The 16,501-nt window shown below is 67.8% G+C and carries 16 protein-coding genes and 2 riboswitches; of the genes, 9 read left to right on the top strand and 7 right to left on the bottom strand.

What is annotated here, in order from left to right:
• The first annotated feature begins 67 nt into the window (after positions 1 to 67).
• The gene (locus AC1DBN_RS14780) at positions 68 to 859 is read left to right on the top strand and encodes a DeoR/GlpR family DNA-binding transcription regulator (protein WP_091719162.1); all 792 of its coding nucleotides are present in this window, start codon (positions 68 to 70) and stop codon (positions 857 to 859) included.
• Positions 860 to 909: 50 nt separating this feature from the next.
• A complete protein-coding gene (locus AC1DBN_RS14775; protein ID WP_091719164.1) occupies positions 910 to 1,692 on the top strand; it encodes a CPBP family intramembrane glutamic endopeptidase in 783 nt (260 codons plus the stop codon).
• Between the two features lie 152 nt (positions 1,693 to 1,844).
• Here the strand turns inward: AC1DBN_RS14775 and AC1DBN_RS14770 are convergent, their stop codons facing one another.
• The gene (locus AC1DBN_RS14770; protein ID WP_091719165.1) at positions 1,845 to 2,483 is read right to left on the bottom strand and encodes a VOC family protein; all 639 of its coding nucleotides are present in this window, start codon (positions 2,481 to 2,483) and stop codon (positions 1,845 to 1,847) included.
• 162 nt (positions 2,484 to 2,645) lie between these two features.
• Positions 2,646 to 2,761, top strand: a riboswitch (SAM riboswitch).
• A gap of 43 nt (positions 2,762 to 2,804) precedes the next feature.
• Here AC1DBN_RS14770 and AC1DBN_RS14765 point away from each other — a divergent pair.
• Together AC1DBN_RS14765 and metX are read left to right on the top strand one after the other, a co-directional pair.
• A complete protein-coding gene (locus AC1DBN_RS14765) occupies positions 2,805 to 4,127 on the top strand; it encodes a bifunctional o-acetylhomoserine/o-acetylserine sulfhydrylase (protein ID WP_091719167.1) in 1,323 nt (440 codons plus the stop codon).
• A 148-nt stretch (positions 4,128 to 4,275) separates the two neighbouring features.
• Positions 4,276 to 4,390: riboswitch (SAM riboswitch) on the top strand.
• A 12-nt stretch (positions 4,391 to 4,402) separates the two neighbouring features.
• Positions 4,403 to 5,518 (top strand): homoserine O-acetyltransferase MetX, encoded by a 1,116-nt coding sequence (metX, locus tag AC1DBN_RS14760; protein WP_477723523.1) that lies wholly within the window; start codon positions 4,403 to 4,405, stop codon positions 5,516 to 5,518.
• A gap of 139 nt (positions 5,519 to 5,657) precedes the next feature.
• On the opposite strand, the gene AC1DBN_RS14755 is transcribed toward metX, so the two are convergent.
• Both AC1DBN_RS14755 and AC1DBN_RS14750 read right to left on the bottom strand, forming a co-directional pair.
• Positions 5,658 to 6,275: a hypothetical protein gene (locus tag AC1DBN_RS14755; protein WP_477723522.1), complete on the bottom strand. Its 618-nt coding sequence runs from the start codon at positions 6,273 to 6,275 to the stop codon at positions 5,658 to 5,660.
• Between the two features lie 121 nt (positions 6,276 to 6,396).
• Complete coding sequence (locus AC1DBN_RS14750; RefSeq protein ID WP_091719173.1) at positions 6,397 to 7,266, bottom strand: SGNH/GDSL hydrolase family protein; 870 nt, start codon at positions 7,264 to 7,266, stop codon at positions 6,397 to 6,399.
• Positions 7,267 to 7,344: 78 nt separating this feature from the next.
• Between AC1DBN_RS14750 and AC1DBN_RS14745 the strand changes: the two genes are divergently transcribed.
• Positions 7,345 to 7,995, top strand: coding sequence for an alpha/beta hydrolase (locus AC1DBN_RS14745; RefSeq protein ID WP_477723521.1), 651 nt, complete (start codon positions 7,345 to 7,347; stop codon positions 7,993 to 7,995).
• Positions 7,996 to 8,019: 24 nt separating this feature from the next.
• Here the strand turns inward: AC1DBN_RS14745 and AC1DBN_RS14740 are convergent, their stop codons facing one another.
• Positions 8,020 to 8,250 carry an RNA-binding S4 domain-containing protein gene (locus AC1DBN_RS14740; protein ID WP_091719177.1) on the bottom strand — a complete coding sequence of 77 codons (231 nt, stop codon included), beginning with the start codon at positions 8,248 to 8,250 and terminating at the stop codon, positions 8,020 to 8,022.
• A 32-nt stretch (positions 8,251 to 8,282) separates the two neighbouring features.
• On the opposite strand from AC1DBN_RS14740, the gene AC1DBN_RS14735 reads away from it, so the two are divergent.
• The 3 genes from AC1DBN_RS14735 to AC1DBN_RS14725 all read left to right on the top strand — a co-directional run bounded on the left by AC1DBN_RS14735 (position 8,283) and on the right by AC1DBN_RS14725 (position 11,855).
• Positions 8,283 to 9,284 carry a DMT family transporter gene (locus AC1DBN_RS14735; protein WP_477723520.1) on the top strand — a complete coding sequence of 334 codons (1,002 nt, stop codon included), beginning with the start codon at positions 8,283 to 8,285 and terminating at the stop codon, positions 9,282 to 9,284.
• A 130-nt stretch (positions 9,285 to 9,414) separates the two neighbouring features.
• A complete protein-coding gene (locus tag AC1DBN_RS14730; RefSeq protein ID WP_091719181.1) occupies positions 9,415 to 10,800 on the top strand; it encodes a glycine--tRNA ligase in 1,386 nt (461 codons plus the stop codon).
• A gap of 2 nt (positions 10,801 to 10,802) precedes the next feature.
• Entirely contained in the window at positions 10,803 to 11,855 is a 1,053-nt protein-coding gene (locus tag AC1DBN_RS14725) for a GNAT family N-acetyltransferase (protein ID WP_477723519.1), read from the top strand.
• A gap of 108 nt (positions 11,856 to 11,963) precedes the next feature.
• On the opposite strand, the gene AC1DBN_RS14720 is transcribed toward AC1DBN_RS14725, so the two are convergent.
• Both AC1DBN_RS14720 and AC1DBN_RS14715 read right to left on the bottom strand, forming a co-directional pair.
• Positions 11,964 to 12,788 (bottom strand): lysophospholipid acyltransferase family protein, encoded by an 825-nt coding sequence (locus AC1DBN_RS14720; RefSeq protein WP_477723518.1) that lies wholly within the window; start codon positions 12,786 to 12,788, stop codon positions 11,964 to 11,966.
• 75 nt (positions 12,789 to 12,863) lie between these two features.
• Positions 12,864 to 13,607, bottom strand: a complete 744-nt coding sequence (locus AC1DBN_RS14715) for an alpha/beta hydrolase (RefSeq protein WP_091723905.1) — start codon at positions 13,605 to 13,607, stop codon at positions 12,864 to 12,866.
• Between the two features lie 155 nt (positions 13,608 to 13,762).
• Here AC1DBN_RS14715 and AC1DBN_RS14710 point away from each other — a divergent pair, with 155 nt between their 5' ends.
• Positions 13,763 to 15,154: a YibE/F family protein gene (locus tag AC1DBN_RS14710; protein WP_477723536.1), complete on the top strand. Its 1,392-nt coding sequence runs from the start codon at positions 13,763 to 13,765 to the stop codon at positions 15,152 to 15,154.
• A gap of 6 nt (positions 15,155 to 15,160) precedes the next feature.
• Here the strand turns inward: AC1DBN_RS14710 and AC1DBN_RS14705 are convergent, their stop codons facing one another.
• Positions 15,161 to 16,378, bottom strand: coding sequence for a globin domain-containing protein (locus AC1DBN_RS14705; RefSeq protein WP_477723517.1), 1,218 nt, complete (start codon positions 16,376 to 16,378; stop codon positions 15,161 to 15,163).
• Positions 16,379 to 16,501: the final 123 nt, after the last annotated feature.

Below are 16,501 nucleotides of genomic sequence, written 5' to 3'. Positions count from 1 at the left end.
TATTTAGGGTCTGTTATGATCATGAAACGTCATCCGGAGCGGTGGCCGTTGTACCGAGAGGCCCCGCATGACCCGCACTGACCGCCTGACCGCCATCCTCGACTTGCTTGCCAGGACCGGCCAGGTGGAAGTGGATGAGATCGTCAACACCCTCGGGGTTTCGCCCGCCACTGCACGCCGCGACCTGGACAGCCTTGCCAAGCGGCGGCTGCTGACCCGCACCCGCGGCGGCGCCACCACCGGCGCCCTCGCCTACGACCTGCCCGGCCGCTACAACCGGGACGACCATGCCGAGGCGAAGGAGCAGATTGCCCGGGCCGCGTCTGCCCTGATCCGACCCGGCGCCGTCATCGGCCTGTGCGGCGGCACCACCAGCACGGCACTGGCCCAGATCCTGGCCACCCGCGAAGACCTGAACGCTCCGTCCAACCAGTCAACGCTGACCGTTGTCACCAACGCCATCAACATCGCCGGGCAACTGGCGGTACGGCCCAATATCAAGGTGATGGTGACAGGCGGCATCCTCAACCCTCGGTCCTACGAGCTGGTGGGCCCGTACACGGACATCATCATGCAGAAGGTGGTCCTGGACATCGCCTTCATCGGCGTGAACGGCATCGACCCCGAGGTGGGCCCCACCAACACGGGGGAGGGGGAAGCCTCGGTGAACGCGCTCCTGGCCAGCCGCGCCCGGGTGTCCTATGTCATTGCCGATTCCTCCAAGGTGGGGGTGCGTGCTTTCGCCACCATGGACGGCTATGACTTCACCCGCCTGATCACGGACGCCGGCATCTCGCCGCGGGACAAGGCCGCCTTCGAGGCCAAGGGCACCGAGGTCATCGTCGCCCCCGTGCCCTGACACGGCGGGGCCATCAGCCGCGGTCCAGAAACTGCGGGCAAGATGGGTACATGCTGGTTCCCTCCCGCCGCCGCCTGGCGTTCGAAGTCTGGATTGTCCTGGGCCTGTCCCTCGGCCAGTCCGCCGTGTACTCGGTAGTGCAGCTCCTGGACAAGATGACCCGGGCACCGCTGGCCGAGGGAACCTCGACGCTCAACCGGTCCCAGAGCACCCGCGAATACTTTGACCTGACCTATCAGCTCCTGGATATCTTCTTCGCCCTCGTCCCGGTCCTGCTGGTGCTGTACTTCCTGGCGGGCTCCAGGCAGGCGGCCTCCGGGGACCTTGGAGCGGGGTCCGGATCAGCCTTCACGAAACTGGGCTTCACCTTCGCCCGTCCGGGCAAGGACCTGCTCCAGGGGGTGGGCCTGGCCGCACTCATCGGCATCCCGTCGCTGGGACTCTACGCTGCCGGACGTGCCCTTGGAATCACCACCGCCATCATCCCCAGCGCCCTGGACGCCTACTGGTGGACCGTGCCGGTGCTGATCCTCTCCGCTATCCGGCACGGGATCGTGGAGGAAGTGATCGTGGTGGGCTACCTGATGGACCGCTTCGGCAAGTTCGGGTGGAGCGTGCCGCTGTCGATTGCCGTCAGTTCGGTGCTGCGCGGCAGCTACCACCTGTACCAGGGCTTCGGTCCCTTCATCGGGAACGTGGTAATGGGCATTGTCTTCGCCTGGATCTACACCCGGACCAAACGCGTCATGCCGCTGGTCATCGCGCACGCGCTGCTGGACATCGTGGCGTTCGTGGGCTTCAGCCTGTTCGGCAAGGCCGTCGGCCTGGGGTAGGCAGGTCTCGCCGGGGGAGTGGATTCGCCGGGAAACGGATTCGGCCGCTATCAGCAGGTGACGCCGTTGTCACAAGCTGATAGCGGCCGAAGCTGGTGCGGACAGGCGTCCGCGTCTGTGGTCCGGTGTGCAACCGGACCACAGGTGGAGGGTCAGAGGGTGACGGCTCCATTGGCGGTTTCGAACGTGACGGACAGGATGCCGGGGGTGCCGTGCGGGGCCACCCATTCGACAGCCACGTCCTCCAGCGGCTTCTCCACCGGCTCGCCCAGCCATTCGGTGACCCGCGAAGCGGAGCCGGCGATGGTCAGGCAGCTCATCTTGAGGCTGCTGTCATAGGCGTTGGACGGGTGCAGCGACGGGTCGCCTTGCCACTTGAGCATGTACGGGACCTGGGGGTCGGCGATGAGTCCCAGGATGCCGATCTGCTTCCACACCAGTTCCCGGCCGTCCGGGAACTTGCGGTTGCCGTTGACGGCCGCGCGGCCCAGGCGCTCCTCGAACGGGGCGAGGTCGTCCACTTCGACGCACCAGCCCATCCAGCCGCCGCCCGCCGCGGAACGGGCCCGTACGGCCTGTCCAAAGGGAGCCTTGTCCGAGGCGGGGTGGTCAAGGACCTCCACCACTTCGAGGTACTTGTGGCCCGCGAGCGGGATGATCATATTCCGGGTTCCGAACCGGGGATGTACCCCGCCTTTCACTGCCTCAACGCCGAGGGCAGATGCAATTCGTTCGGTAGTGGCCGCGAGGCCATCGTGTTCACAGGCGTAAGAGACGTGATCCATGCGCATGCCAACATCTTGGCACTTTGTGATCGGGCTCTCAGCTTAGGGTTGCCTTACTCGAAATTTCCATTTTCTTGGGGATCAGTTTTCCGCCCTGCCGGCAGCCGCGGAGACCATGTTCGTCACAATCCTGTCCGCCGCCGCCAAGGTGTTCCTACACTGGGCGCAGGTCATGAGTGCCAGCGCCAAGCCCCGGCTCGCTGGCCGGCAACCCTCCATCCGCGGTGGGGTGCCCCGGGTGAGGACCTGGTTGTCCGGCAACGGCCGGGCGGCAAGCGCGGCCCGCGGTGCTCACAGCATGCCGGGCCCATGTCAAAGGAGCCTTGAATGTCCAACGGTTGGTCCTTCGAAACCCGCCAGATCCACGCCGGCCAGGAGCCCGATGGCGCCACCGGCGCCCGGGCCCTGCCCATCTACCAGACCACCTCGTTTGTGTTCCCCAGCGCCGAAAGCGCGGCCAACCGGTTCGCCCTGGCGGAACTGGCCCCCATCTACACCCGCATCGGCAACCCCACCCAGGAGGCCGTGGAGCAGCGCATCGCCAGCCTCGAAGGGGGACTCGGCGCCCTGCTGCTCAGCTCCGGCCAGGCCGCGGAGACCTTCGCCATCCTGAACATCGCAGAGGCGGGCGACCACATCGTGGCCAGCCCCAGCCTGTACGGCGGAACCTACAACCTGTTCGCCCACACGCTGAAGAAGTTCGGCATCACCGTGACGTTCGTGGCTGACCCGGACAACCTGGACCAGTGGCGGGACGCCGTGCAGCCCAACACCAAGCTGTTCTTCGGCGAGGTGGTCTCCAACCCGCGCCAGGACGTCCTGGACATCGAAGGCATCTCCGGGGTGGCGCACCAGGCCGGCGTGCCCCTCATCGTGGACAACACCCTCTCCACGCCGTACCTGATCCGTCCCCTGGAATGGGGCGCCGACATCGTGGTCCACTCGGCCACCAAGTACCTCGGCGGGCACGGAGCGGCGATCGCCGGCGTCATCGTCGACTCAGGCAAGTTCGATTTCAGCAAGGACCCGGAACGGTTCCCGGGCTTCAACACCCCGGACCCCACCTACAACGGCCTGGTCTACGGCAGGGACCTCGGGGAAAACGGCCTCCTCGGCGCAAACCTGTCCTACATCCTCAAGGCGCGCGTCCAGCTCCTGCGGGACCTCGGCTCGGCCGTCTCGCCGTTCAACGCCTTCCTGATCGCCCAGGGCCTGGAGACGCTGAGCCTGCGCGTGGAACGCCACGTGGCCAACGCCACCGAGGTGGCCCGCTGGCTGGAACGCCGGGACGACGTCGAATCCGTCGCCTACGCAGGCCTGCCGTCCAGCCCCTGGTACGAGCGCGGCCGCAAGTACGGGCCCAAGGGGACGGGCGCCGTCGTCGCCTTCAACCTTGCCGGGGGAGCCGAAGCGGGGCAGCGGTTCGTCGACGCCCTGGAACTGCACTCGCACGTCGCCAACATCGGCGACGTCCGGTCCCTGGTGATCCACCCTGCCTCCACCACCCACAGCCAGCTGACGCCGGAACAGCAGGCGGTAGCGGGCGTGACCCCCGGCCTGGTGCGGCTGTCGGTGGGCATCGAGCACATCGATGACATCCTGGCAGACCTTGAGGCGGGCTTCCGGGCCGCCAAGGGCGCGGCCGGCTAAGCCAAAGACGTACGACGGCGGGAGGCCGGCCAGGCGGCCGGCCTCCCTTTCCGCCGGTCAGCCGTCCGGGAAAGGCAGCGCGGACCGCCAAGTCACAACCAGTCACATGCTTGGCCATCAGCGGGGGGTGTTTCGTACACTCGAACCAGGTCATGAGTGCCAGTGACAGCCCCGGCTTGCTGGCCGGCAACCCTCCTTCCGCGGCGGGGTGCCCCGGGTGAAGACCTGGCCTGCCGGTAAACGACGGCGGGCAAGCGCGTAGAAGAGGTCTTGCCATGACGGTTACCGTCGCCCGTACAACCGCACCCGAACACGGAATTGTCCGCTATGCCTCCATCGGTGGCCTGCAGCTCGAGGGCGGTGGATTCCTGCCGGACGTCACCCTGGCGTACGAAACGTGGGGGACCCTGAACGCCGATGGCAGCAACGCCATCCTGGTGGAGCACGCCCTGACCGGCAGCACGCATGTGACCCGCGGGGACACCGACGAGGAAGGCTGGTGGGAACACCTGGCCGGGCCCGGCGCCCCCGTGGACACTGACCGCTTCTTCGTGGTCTCCATCAACATTGTGGGCGGCTGCTACGGCTCCACCGGGCCGTCCTCGCCCGGCCCCGACGGCAAGCCCTGGGGTTCCAGGTTCCCCCTGGTGACGCTCCGGGACAGCACGGAAGCTGAAGCCCGCCTGGCGGACCAGCTGGGCATCAGGAGCTGGTACGCGGTGCTGGGCGGCTCCATGGGCGGCGCCCGGGCCCTGGAATGGGCCGTCACGTTCCCCGAACGGGTGCAGCGCTGTGCCGTCATCTCGGTGGGAGCCGCCAGCACGGCCGAACAGATAGCGTTCGCCCAGGCGCAGACCCTGGCCATCCGCCAGGACCCGAACTTCAACCACGGCGACTACTACGACGGTCCCTGCCCCGAGGACGGCCTGGCGCTCGCCCGCCGCATTGCCCACATCACCTACCGGTCGGCCGCCGAGCTGGAGTACCGCTTCGGCCGTGAAGCCCAGGCTTCGGAGTCGCCGCTGCAGGGCGGGGTCCTTGCCGGCAGGGGCCGGTACCAGGTGGAGAGCTATCTGGACCACCAGGGCAGCAAGCTCGTCCGGCGCTTCGACGCGAACAGCTACATCGCCCTCACCGAGGCGCTCATGAGCCACGACGTTTGCCGCGGCCGGGGAAGCCTGGCCGATACCCTCGCCCGGACCACCGCCCGGTTCTTCGTGGCGGCCGTGGAATCGGACCGGCTCTACTTCCCGTCCCAGTCACACGAGCTGGCCCGGGCCCTGCCTGGCGACGTCGAGGTCCACCTCATCCAGGCGCCCATCGGCCACGATGGCTTCCTTACCGAAATCGGCCAGCTGGGCGCCCAGCTCCGGGCGGAGTTCCTGGCCTAGCAGCGCGGCCCGCACATAAAACAGAGGCTTGTCCGCGGATCCGAACCCTCACGGGCAGGTGGCGCGAACAAGCCTCTGATTGATGATCCCGGGGACGTGATGGCGCCCGGAGGCCCTTAGAGGCTTTCTGCGGCGCAGGCTAGCCGTTCATGATTTCGCTGCGGCGGGCCATGTAGTCCTCCATGGACATTTCGCCGTTGCTGTACTTCTGGTCCAGTTCCGCGAGTTTCCGGGCCCGGAATCCCTGCGGGGCCGACGGCGGCGGGGGACTGGCGGGTGCTGCCCGCTGTTCCGGCGCGGGGTACCCGGGCTGCTGCTGGCCGGGCTGCTGCTGGCCGGGCTGCTGCTGGCCGGGCTGGGGCTGGTTGTAGGGAGGCTGGTTGAACTGCTGCTCCCCGTACGGCGGCTGACCGAAGGGCTGCCCGCCCTGGCCGGGGACCGGCGGCTGGCCGTACTGGTAGGGCCCGGGCTGGGGGACGTTCGGTGCCTGCTGGCCGATCTGCCGGAACCCGCCCGAGTAGTAGTCCTGCTGGGTGTAGCCATCGCGCGGCTGCCTGCTCTGCGGCCCGGCGGAACCGGGGAACTGGCCGCCCGGGTTCTGGCTGCCGGGATATTGGCCGGCACCGGGGAACTGCTCGGGGTACCGGCCGGGAAAGCTCTGGTCGTGGTTCCGCTTGGCCACCGATTTCCGGTACATGCGCATGGCCATCGGGATCACGAACGACAGGATGATGATCCAGAAAAACAGGTTACTCACGGTGCTGCGCCTCTCGAGTGGGTCTTTCCAGCTTAACGGTCACGGACCGCATGCCGTTCCGGCGGTCACCGGCAAGCTGCCCCAGACCAGACCAGACCAGACCAGACCAGACCAGACCAGCTCAGCGCCGCACTGCGTCGGCCGTCCCCAGCGGACCTTCCCCCGAACCCAGGGGAACGCCCGGTCCAAAGGCGGGACCCGGCGTCGGACGCTTGGCTGTGATGCCGTCGCCCGAGGACTGGTGGCGCAGGCGCCGCAGCACCCACGGCACAAAGTATTCGCGGGCCCAGACGAGGTCGCCCGTGCGGGCCTCCCGCCAGGTGCTCGGCGGCAGCGGCTTGGGGTGGCGGGGTTCGAGCGTGTGCTTCACGTTCAGGGACTCGAGCACCATGGCTGCGATGGTGTGGTGCCCCAGCGGAGAAAAGTGCAGGCGGTCCTGGTCCCACATCCGGGGGTCGCTGAGCTGCCGCAGGGACCACATGTCTGCAATCACGGCGTCGTGCCGCGCTGCCACGGTCCGCAGGTTCTCGTTATAGATGGCAACCTTGCTGCGGATCCTTCCCAGCACCGACGAGCCGGTATCGGGACCGTTGAACAGCACCACGGTGGCGCCGCCCATGGACAGGATCTGCACCACGGAATCCAGCTTTTCGGCCAGGGCGTCGGGGTCTCCGCCGGGGCGGATCAGGTCGTTGCCGCCTGCGGAGAGCGTCACCAGGTCGGGCTTGAGCTCCAGTGCCGGAGCGAGCTGCTGGTCGACGATCTGCTGGAGCAGCCGGCCGCGGACGGCCAGGTTGGCGTAGGCGAAGTCGGGCAGCGTCCGGCCCAGTTCTTCTGCCACGCGGTCGGCCCAGCCGCGGTAGCCGCCGGGGCTTGAGGGCTCGGGGTCGCCGATGCCCTCGGTAAAGGAGTCGCCCATGGCCACGTACCGGGTCCAGGGGTGGGAACCGGTGTCCGTGATGGGGCTTTGGAGGGGGCTTGCGTCAGTCACGGGTCCTATCCTGCCTTCCGCCTCGCTGCCTACGCGAACGTAGGTTGTTACTTTCGGGTAACTGTAAGAATGGAAACCATGACTGAAGCCGAAGTATTTCCTGCCCCCGTCGTCCTGTGGTCGCACCCTGAAGGCGAGCGGGACGGTAAACCCCTGCTGGTGCTCCTGCACGGATACGGCGCCAACGAGCAGGACCTGCTGAGCCTCGCGGACCTCCTGCCCGGCGGCTTCGCCGTCGCCTCCGTCCGTGCACCGATCGCGATGGGCCCGGGCTTCACCTGGTTCCCGCTGACGGCCTCGATCGACTATTCGCTGGACCGGGTCAAGAAGGCCTCCGCGTACGTCCTGGACTGGATCGACACCATCAGGGAAGGGCACCCCTCGGTGTCCCTGCTCGGCTTCTCCATGGGCATGGCCATGGCCACCACCCTCCTGCGGCAGCGTCCCGCGGACTTCGCAGCCGTCGTCGGACTTTCAGGGTTCGTGGTGAACGCCGGCAGCGACCCCACGTTCAAGGACGCCGAGCTGGACGGCACCGTGCCCATGTTCTGGGGCCGGGACCAGCAGGACCCGGTGATCACGGAGGACAAGATCGACTACACCATGGGCTGGGTGCGCAAGCACGTCAAGCTCACCAAGGTGCTCTACACAGGGATGTGGCACGGCATCAACCAGCAGGAGATTGGCCACGTGGGCGAATTCCTCACCCACGAGGTCCTGAAGAAATAGGACGGACGACGACGGGCGGCGGCCTTAGGCCTCGGGCGCGACCACCCGCACGGTCTGGCCGTTCACGGTGACGGTGTCGCCGTTGTGCAGCTGGCGGCCGCGGCGGTCGTCGATCTCGCCGTTGACCTTCACCAGCCCGTTCTTGATCAGCTCCGCCGCTTCCACGCCGTCCTCCACGAGGTTGGCAAGCTTCAGCAGCTGGCCCAGCCGGATCATGGTGTCGCGGATGGGGACGTCGTCAACGGGGATGCTCATAGAGCAATAATGCCTGACGTAAGGTGGATCCAATGACCTCCCCCTCCCGCCTGCCCGTACTTGCAGGCCTGCCGCTGGCGGTGGGCGCAGGCCTTGCCATTCCCGTCCAGGGCCGGATCAACGGCGCCCTGGGTGCCCGGCTGGACGACGGCATCAGCGCCGCGGTGGTGAGCTTCAGCACAGGACTGCTGGTCATGATCCTCATCTCGCTGCTGCTGCCGCGTGGCCGGGCCGGCCTTGCCCGGATCATTCCCGCCGTCCGCAGCCGGGCGTTCCCGCCCGCCTACGTCCTGGCCGGCGGCATCGGCGCGCTGTTCGTGTTTGCCCAGACCTTCACTGTCGGCATCCTGGGCGTAGCGCTCTTTACGGTGGCCACCGTGACGGGCCAGACGGTCAGCGGCCTGCTGGTGGACCGGCTGGGCCTGGGCCCCGCCGGCAAGAAATCCGTCACCGGCATCCGCATCGTCGGCTGCATCCTCACCATCGCCGCTGTCGCCTGGGCCGTGTCCCCGCGCTTCGCCACATCCGGCTCCGGCGCGGAGTCCGGCGGCGGGGCTGCCGCGCTGCTGCTGCCCCTCCTGCTGCCCGTGGTGGCGGGCTTCCTGATGAGTTTCCAGCAGGCGATGAACGGCACCGCAACCGTGCACTACGGCACCCCGATTGCCGCCACGCTGGTCAACTTCATCGCCGGCTGCCTGGTCCTGTGGACGGTGCTGGCCATCAAGGTGGTGGTGGCAGGCCCCGGAAACCCGCTGCCGGCGGAGTGGTGGTACTACCTGGGCGGCCCCATGGGATGTGTGTTCATTGGCCTGGGCGCCCTCCTGGTCCGGACCCTCGGCGTCCTGGTCACCGGCCTGGGCATGATCGCCGGGCAGCTGATGGGTTCGCTCGCCCTGGATGTCTTCGTGCCTGCCCCGGGCAGTGTGGTGGCCCTTCCCACCGTCCTGGGCACCATCCTGACCCTGGCGGCCATCATCCTGGCAACACTGCCGTGGCCGCGGGGCGCGCTCCGTGGACGTCGGCCGGTAGGCTAGGAAACGCAGCTTTCACGCATCCCTTCATCCGCCCCGCCAAGGCACCGGACGTGCCCCACATCCGGTGCAGTGCGTGGCCTGAAAACCGCGGACCGCACCCAGCGGCCCTGTAGAAATTGGAGTTACCCCCATGGCAGCAAAATCCGTCCTCGACCAGGTCATTTCCCTCTCCAAGCGGAGGGGCTTCGTGTTCCAGGCCGGTGAGATCTACGGAGGTTCGCGTTCAGCCTGGGACTACGGGCCCCTCGGCGCCGAACTGAAGGAAAACATCAAGCGTCAGTGGTGGCAGTCCATGGTCCGCGGCCGCGAAGACGTGGTGGGCCTGGACTCCTCGGTCATCCTCCCCAAGCAGGTCTGGGAAGCGTCAGGCCACGTTGATGTCTTCTCCGACCCCCTGGTGGAGTGCCTGTCCTGCCACAAGCGGTACCGCGCGGACCACCTCGAAGAAGAGTACGAGGAAAAGAAGGGCCGCCCGGCGGAAAACGGCCTGAAGGACATCGCCTGCGCCAACTGCGGCACCCGCGGCGAATGGACCGAACCGCAGGAATTCTCCGGCCTGCTCAAGACCTACCTGGGCCCGGTGGCCAGCGAGGAAGGGCTGCACTACCTGCGCCCGGAAACGGCGCAGGGCATCTTCGTCAACTTCAACAACGTCCTCACCACCTCGCGGAAGAAGCCGCCGTTCGGCATCGGCCAGATCGGCAAGTCCTTCCGCAACGAGATCACGCCGGGCAACTTCATCTTCCGCACCCGCGAGTTCGAACAGATGGAAATGGAGTTCTTCGTCGAGCCCGGAACTGACGAAGAGTGGCACCAGTACTGGATGAAGGAGCGCATGGCCTGGTACACCGGCCTGGGCATCCGTGAAGAAAACCTGCGGTTCTTCGAGCACCCGCTGGAAAAGCTCAGCCACTACTCCAAGGGCACCACGGACATCGAATACCGCTTCGGGTTCCAGGGCTCCGAATGGGGCGAGCTGGAAGGCGTGGCCAACCGCACGGACTTCGACCTCTCCACCCACGCCAAGGCCTCCGGAACGGACCTGAGCTACTTCAACCAGGCCACCAACGAGCGCTACACCCCGTACGTCATCGAACCCGCCGCCGGCCTGACCCGCTCCTTCATGGCGTTCCTGATCGACGCATACACCGAGGACGAGGCACCCAACGCCAAGGGCGGCGTCGACGTCCGCACCGTGCTCAAGCTGGACCCGCGCCTGGCGCCGGTCAAGGCCGCCGTGCTGCCGCTGAGCCGCAACGAGGCCCTGTCCCCGAAGGCCAAGGACCTCGGTGCCCAGCTCCGCAAGAACTGGAACATCGACTTTGACGACGCCGGTGCCATCGGCCGCCGCTACCGCCGCCAGGATGAGATTGGCACCCCGTTCTGCATCACCGTGGACTTCGACACCCTCGAGGACCAGGCCGTGACCATCCGCGAACGCGACACCATGAGCCAGGAACGCGTCTCCCTGGACAAGGTGGAGGGCTACCTGGCCGCACGCCTGATCGGCGCCTAGCCATGGCCATCGAATACCGCGAATGGCGGGACGGTGACGACCTCGCCCTCCTGGAGATCTGGGGCGGCCCGGAAACCGCGCAGGCCCGGCAGTTCCGCAGCGCCCTGGCGCCGTCCTCCAACGGAACCGGCGGCGCGCCGTGGCGGCGCTGCATCGTCGCCGAAGACGTGATCGACGGCGTCGGCATCCCCGTGGCCGCCGGCGTCGTCTATGAAGCGGCGCTGCACCCGGAACGCCTGTGGAGCTACATCGAGGTGTCCCGGGACCACCGGCGCAACGGCATCGGTGCCACGCTCCTGGCCATGCTGCGCCGCGAAGCCGGGAACGCGCCGTCGGGCGTTGCCAGGCTGCGTGCCAAGGTGGAGCCCGGCACCCCCGGCGACGCCTTTGCCGGGGCCGCCGGCCTCGCGCCCATCCAGCGCTCACGCCTGGTGGTTGTGCAGCCGGGCGCGCTGAAACTGCCGGTCTTCCCGGACACGGACCATGGCGGCCGGCCGGTCAGCGGCGAGAACGCCGGCTCCGACGTGGTGATGGACCTGGCCACCGGATCGGTTGAACTGACCGACGTGGTGGGGCGGTACTACACCGCCATCCATGACTGGGATTCGCCCGGAGTGCTGTCCGTCGGCCAGGTGCAGAAACTCTTCCTGGACGAACTCACCGGGGCCCACGGCGCCATCGTCCTCCGGGCGCAGCCCGAATCGGCGTTCGGCCAGGGCGTGGCCCCCAGCAAGAAGGGCCGCATCCGGGCATTCGCCGTCAGCTACGCCGCCCCGGCAACCCCGGACGCGGCGGACGCCGGTGAGGGCCCCGGGGGCCAGGATGCTGCCGCTCCGGGAGCACCCACTGACGTGTTCGTGGGCCATGACCCTGCCCTGGCAGCCGACGATGCCGCCGAGGCCGTCCGGGACATGCTGGCCCTCATTGCGTACCAGCACCCGGTGATGCTGGAACTCGACGATTCGATGGCTGCCTTGCGCGCCGCCGTCGAACCCCTGCTGGAAAGCGGGAAGGCCCGGCTGGCCGCGGCAGAGACCCTGGTGGTCGCTGACTAGCGAATCCCGGCCCGCAGCCCGACGCAGGTAGCGCCAGCTGCCGTTTTGATCCGTCAGAACAGCAGCTGGCGCTACGCGTTTAAGGGAGTGCAGGCCGGCCTGGGCCGGCTACTTTTTGCTGGGACCACGCCGGCGGCCGCGGGCTTCGTCGTCGCTGTCCAGGATTTTCCGTTCGGCGTCGGTAGGGGCGCCCCCGTTCAGGTGCGCAGGCATCCACCATGCCCGGAGCTCTGGCTGCAGCGGAAAGTCGGCGATGCACCAGTCGATCCCGTCCTGGAGTATGTCCCGCAGGGACGCCGTTGCCGCCTCGGCATCCACGTCCGGCGAATAGGCCAACGCGCGGCCCACATGGATCCGCACCGGTGCGCGCCAGGCCCGGCGCGGGGAGAACCCGTGGCCGCGGGTCAACAGGCGGTGCGCGCCCCAGACGGACACGGGAATCACCGGCACCCCGGCCTCGGCCGCCATCCGGACCGCACCGGTCCTGCAGCCGCGCACCGTGAAGCTGCGGCTCACGCCCGCTTCCGGAAAAACGGCCAGGTACTCGCCGGCACGCAGTTTAGCAACGGCTTCGTCGTAGGCTCCGGCCCTGTCGGTGTAGCCCACCACCACATGGCCGCTGGCGCTGACCGCCGGGCCCGCGAACCAGTGGTCGGCCGCACCCTGGTGGATCAGGAACCGCAGCTGCGCCCGTGCCTGTTTCCAGAGCAGCAGTTCGGCGACGGCGAAGTCCAGGTATCCGAAGTGCGTCACGGCAAAGACCGCTCCGGTGCCGGGGACCACCGCACGGGACACCCCGTTCCGCGGCCCCGCTGGAGGCAGGTGCCCGGTTCCGGTACTGATGACCCTGATCCGGAAAGCCCACCGGAGGAACAACCCGGTGCGGACGATCAGCCGGTAGAAGCGGTCATTGGGCGCCGGTCGCCAGGGCATGGCTGCCTCCTTCCGAGGGGATAGGACTGATGGCAGGGGAGGCCCCGTCTCCAGTCCCGTTGACGTCGCTGCGGCTCACAGGGTTACGTGCACGGACCCTTCGGGCAGCAGCTGGCCGAAGGCGCGGGCCGGGCGTACGGCGGCGCCGGTGCTTTCGGCAAAAGCCTGGATGACGAATCCGGTGGCCAGGATGTGCCAGATCCTGACCTTGCGAAGCATGAAGTGGCCAACGCCCTTGAGCGAAACGTACTGCATGCTGGCCGCCTCCGCGGAGGCGCGGCGCGCGAACGCCAACGACTGCCGGGGGCTGGTCATGTGGTCAGTGGTGCCGTGCACGATCAGGACCCTGCGGCCGGCAACCCGCTCGGCCGGCGTTTCCGGGCTCAGCCATGGGGCCAGGGCCACTACTGCCTGAACCTGCGGGTGGTCTGCGGCGCAGACGGCGGTCAGGCCGCCCATGGAGTGACCCACCAGAAAGACCGGAACCCCGGGGTGGCTTTCCTCGATCTGCTGCAGCGCCCACTTCGCATCCTGCAGCGGGGACATGTCGTTGCCGTTCCACCCGCGGACGCTGTTGCGGAGGGACCAGACGGCCAGCCCGTGCTTGCGGCCCGCGCGGTGCAGGTGCCGGGCGAAGGGAACCATCCTGGCGGGACTCAGGTGGCGCGCCTCCACGGGTTCCCTGCTGCGGGCCTTGCCGCCATGCAGCACCAAAGCTACCGCCCTCGTTGGTCCGGACGCCTCCAGGACGCTGAGTACAGGCCGGTGCAGGGGAACCACGGGCCGCTGCCCGGTCTGCACCCCGCCGTTATCCTTCATGCCACGGTTGCCCACGCCGGTACCTCCAAGTCCGAATGGTCCATTTATAAACCCTACGGTGCCCCACGTAGAGTTCAACGTATGAGGTTCAACTGCTGATGGGCGCAGGACACTCCCACGCTTCCACAGATCATTCGGAGCCGACGGTCCAGGCGATGGCTGCCCGCAGGAAGGCCAACCGCATCCTCGCCGCCATCCTGATCCCCATCACGCTGCTCACCCTCGCCGGGATGGCCATGCTGTGGCCGTCCGGAAGCAAGGACGGCATCTCGCTGGCCAACCCCTACTCGACGGCACCCGGGGTGACCTTCGATACAGGGACCATCAAGAACGTGGCAACGGAAAACTGCATGCAGGGCGTGGCCATCCAGGAGCAGGGGCAGGGCGGCCGGCCGCAGCAGGGATCGGGCCAGCAGCCCCAGGGCTCCAACTGCACGTTCGCGTTCACCGAACCGGACAAGGGCGGCAGCCCCGTCAAGGTGGTCATCAACCCGGACGTTGCCACGTCGCACGGCGTCAAGCCCGGCGACCGGATCCGCTACCTCAACCTTTCCAATGCCCAGGGCGCGGCTTCCACGCAGGGCTCGCCGGCGTACATCTTCGTGGACTTCGTCCGGACCCTGCCCATCGTCCTGCTGGCCATCCTGTACGCCTTCGTGGTCATCGCCGTGGCCCGCTGGCGGGGCCTCCGCGCCCTCATTGGCCTGGTGGGCGCCTACTTCGTGCTGGCCAGCTTCATGCTGCCCGGGCTGGTGGAGGGCAAGCCGCCGCTGTTGCTGGCCCTGGTGGGATCCACGGTGATCATGATCGGGGTGCTGTATTTCGCCCACGGTTTCTCCGCCCGGACCTCCACCGCATTGCTCGGGACGATGTTCGGGCTGGCGATCACCGCCCTCCTGGCCTGGTGGGCCACCAGCGCCGCCAACCTCGCCGGGGTGGGTAACCATGACGCCACCACCCTGATCAACACGTCAGCGAACATCTCCATTTCGGGGGTGATTTTGTGCGGGCTGATCATCTCCGGGCTCGGCGTCCTCAACGATGTGACCATCACCCAGTCCTCAGCCGTTTGGGAACTCTACGAACTGGCGCCCAACAGCAGTGCACGCAAACTGTTTACGTCGGCCATGCGGATCGGCCGCGACCACATCGCCTCCACCGTCTACACCATCGCGTTTGCCTACGCCGGAGCGGCCCTGCCCATCCTCATCATCGTCATGCTGTACGACCGGCCGCTGGGGGAAACCCTCACCAGCGCCGAACTCTCCGAGGAAGTCATCCGGACCCTCGTAGGATCGATCGGCCTGGTGCTGGCCATCCCGGTGACCACCCTCATCGCCGTGCTGGTGGTCAAGGCCACCGGCATCCGGCAGGAAGCTCCCGCCGTCGTGACCTCTGGCGTCAACGGTGCGACGGGCACGCCGCGGACTTCGCCGTCCGGCTTCCGGCAGCGCGCAACAGGGGCGTGGACGGACGACGGCGGGGAGTTGCCTTCAGGGGACGAAACCTTGCCCGCCCGCCGGGGCCGCAGGGCCGACCGCGGCTGACGGCTCCTACTGGTAGTCGGCCAGCCAGAGGTCCGGGCCGAACACCTCGTACTGGATGTCCCTGGCCGGTACGCCCAGGCCCACAAGGGCGCTGCGGACCGATTGCATGAAGGCCACCGGGCCGCAAAGGTAGTACTCGGCGTCGGAAGGCAGTTCCACGTCGCGGACGTTCATGAAACCCGTGTGCACGTTGGCGTCGGCCGCGCCGCCGTCCCCGTTCAGGAACCATGCGTTGAGGGACGCGTCCGGCAGGGCCGCGATGTCCGCCGTGACCTGGTTCCGCAGCGCAAAGGTCCCGGGGGAGTCGTCCGCATGCAGGAACGCCACCTTCCGCTGCGAGCCGGCTTTCACCAGGTGCGACAGCATTCCAGCCATGGGGGTGATGCCGATGCCGGCGCTCGCCAGCACCACCGGCCGGTCCGTGTACTCCAGCACCACGTCGCCGAACGGGGCAGACAGGGTCACCTCGTCGCCCACGTTGACGTGATCGTGCAGCAGGGTGGACATCTCGCCGTCCGGTGTCCCGGCCGCTGAGCCGTCGCCGCGGACGCGCTTGACCGCGAACCGCCGGTGCTGGCCGTCGTCGGCCTGGGTGAGGCTGTACTGGCGGGGCTGGAGGACGCCGTCGGGCATCTCCATCCGGATGGTGACGTACTGGCCCGGCAGCGAGGGCTTGACCGCGCGTTCGTCCGTGCGCTCCACGACGAAACTGACCACGTCGTCGGTCTCCAGGATCTTCTCTGCCACCCGCCAGGTGCGCCAGATGGTCTCCGGGCCCATCCGGACTGCGTCGTACAGCCCGCGTTCCTTGTTGATCAGCATGTTGGCCATCAGCCAGTACACCTCGTCCCAGGCCGCGGCCACGTCGGGCGTGACGGCGTCGCCCAGGACATCCACGATGGCCCACATCAGGTTGTCATGGACCACCTGGTACTGGTCCGGAGCCAGCCCCAGGGAGACGTGCTTGTGCGAGATCCGGGACAGCAAATGGTCCGGCAGGTGCGTGGGATCGTTCACCAGGAACCCGGCGAAAGCGGCCACCGAGCCTGCCAGTGCCTGCTGCTGCCGCCCGTCCGCCTGGTTGCCGCGGTTGAACAGGCCGTCCAGCAGTTCCGGATGCTCCTGGAACATATGGGTGTAAAAGCGTGACGCGATCTCCCGGATGTTTTCCCCGACGACGGGCAGCGTCGCCTTGACCACCGGCAGTGAAGTGTCTGAGAGCATCGTTACTCCTCGTGGTTAGCCAGGCCCGGCCGGACCCGTTCGGGGCCACGTTAACACCGCCGGCAGGCCGGCAACAGGACCGATCGGCACTGGTGCCGGCACCCGATTTGGCCGGATTTGCAA

The organism is Pseudarthrobacter sp. 10T415 (genome assembly GCF_056394175.1).
Note: the sequence above shows the minus strand (reverse complement) of the source record. Positions and strands in the feature narration are given on the sequence as shown.

Bases quoted from the DNA above. Each gene is read 5' to 3' on its own strand.
- AC1DBN_RS14745 (WP_477723521.1), top strand. From the start codon at position 7,345: ATGACTGAAGCCGAAGTATTTCCTGCCCCCGTCGTCCTGTGGTCGCAC.
- AC1DBN_RS14765 (WP_091719167.1), top strand. From the start codon at position 2,805: ATGTCCAACGGTTGGTCCTTCGAAACCCGCCAGATCCACGCCGGCCAG.
- AC1DBN_RS14780 (WP_091719162.1), top strand. From the start codon at position 68: ATGACCCGCACTGACCGCCTGACCGCCATCCTCGACTTGCTTGCCAGG.
- AC1DBN_RS14775 (WP_091719164.1), top strand. From the start codon at position 910: ATGCTGGTTCCCTCCCGCCGCCGCCTGGCGTTCGAAGTCTGGATTGTC.
- AC1DBN_RS14770 (WP_091719165.1), bottom strand. From the start codon at position 2,483: ATGCGCATGGATCACGTCTCTTACGCCTGTGAACACGATGGCCTCGCG.
- AC1DBN_RS14705 (WP_477723517.1), bottom strand. From the start codon at position 16,378: ATGCTCTCAGACACTTCACTGCCGGTGGTCAAGGCGACGCTGCCCGTC.
- AC1DBN_RS14740 (WP_091719177.1), bottom strand. From the start codon at position 8,250: ATGAGCATCCCCGTTGACGACGTCCCCATCCGCGACACCATGATCCGG.
- AC1DBN_RS14725 (WP_477723519.1), top strand. From the start codon at position 10,803: ATGGCCATCGAATACCGCGAATGGCGGGACGGTGACGACCTCGCCCTC.
- AC1DBN_RS14710 (WP_477723536.1), top strand. From the start codon at position 13,763: ATGGCTGCCCGCAGGAAGGCCAACCGCATCCTCGCCGCCATCCTGATC.
- AC1DBN_RS14715 (WP_091723905.1), bottom strand. From the start codon at position 13,607: ATGAAGGATAACGGCGGGGTGCAGACCGGGCAGCGGCCCGTGGTTCCC.
- AC1DBN_RS14720 (WP_477723518.1), bottom strand. From the start codon at position 12,788: ATGCCCTGGCGACCGGCGCCCAATGACCGCTTCTACCGGCTGATCGTC.
- metX (WP_477723523.1), top strand. From the start codon at position 4,403: ATGACGGTTACCGTCGCCCGTACAACCGCACCCGAACACGGAATTGTC.
- AC1DBN_RS14735 (WP_477723520.1), top strand. From the start codon at position 8,283: ATGACCTCCCCCTCCCGCCTGCCCGTACTTGCAGGCCTGCCGCTGGCG.
- AC1DBN_RS14730 (WP_091719181.1), top strand. From the start codon at position 9,415: ATGGCAGCAAAATCCGTCCTCGACCAGGTCATTTCCCTCTCCAAGCGG.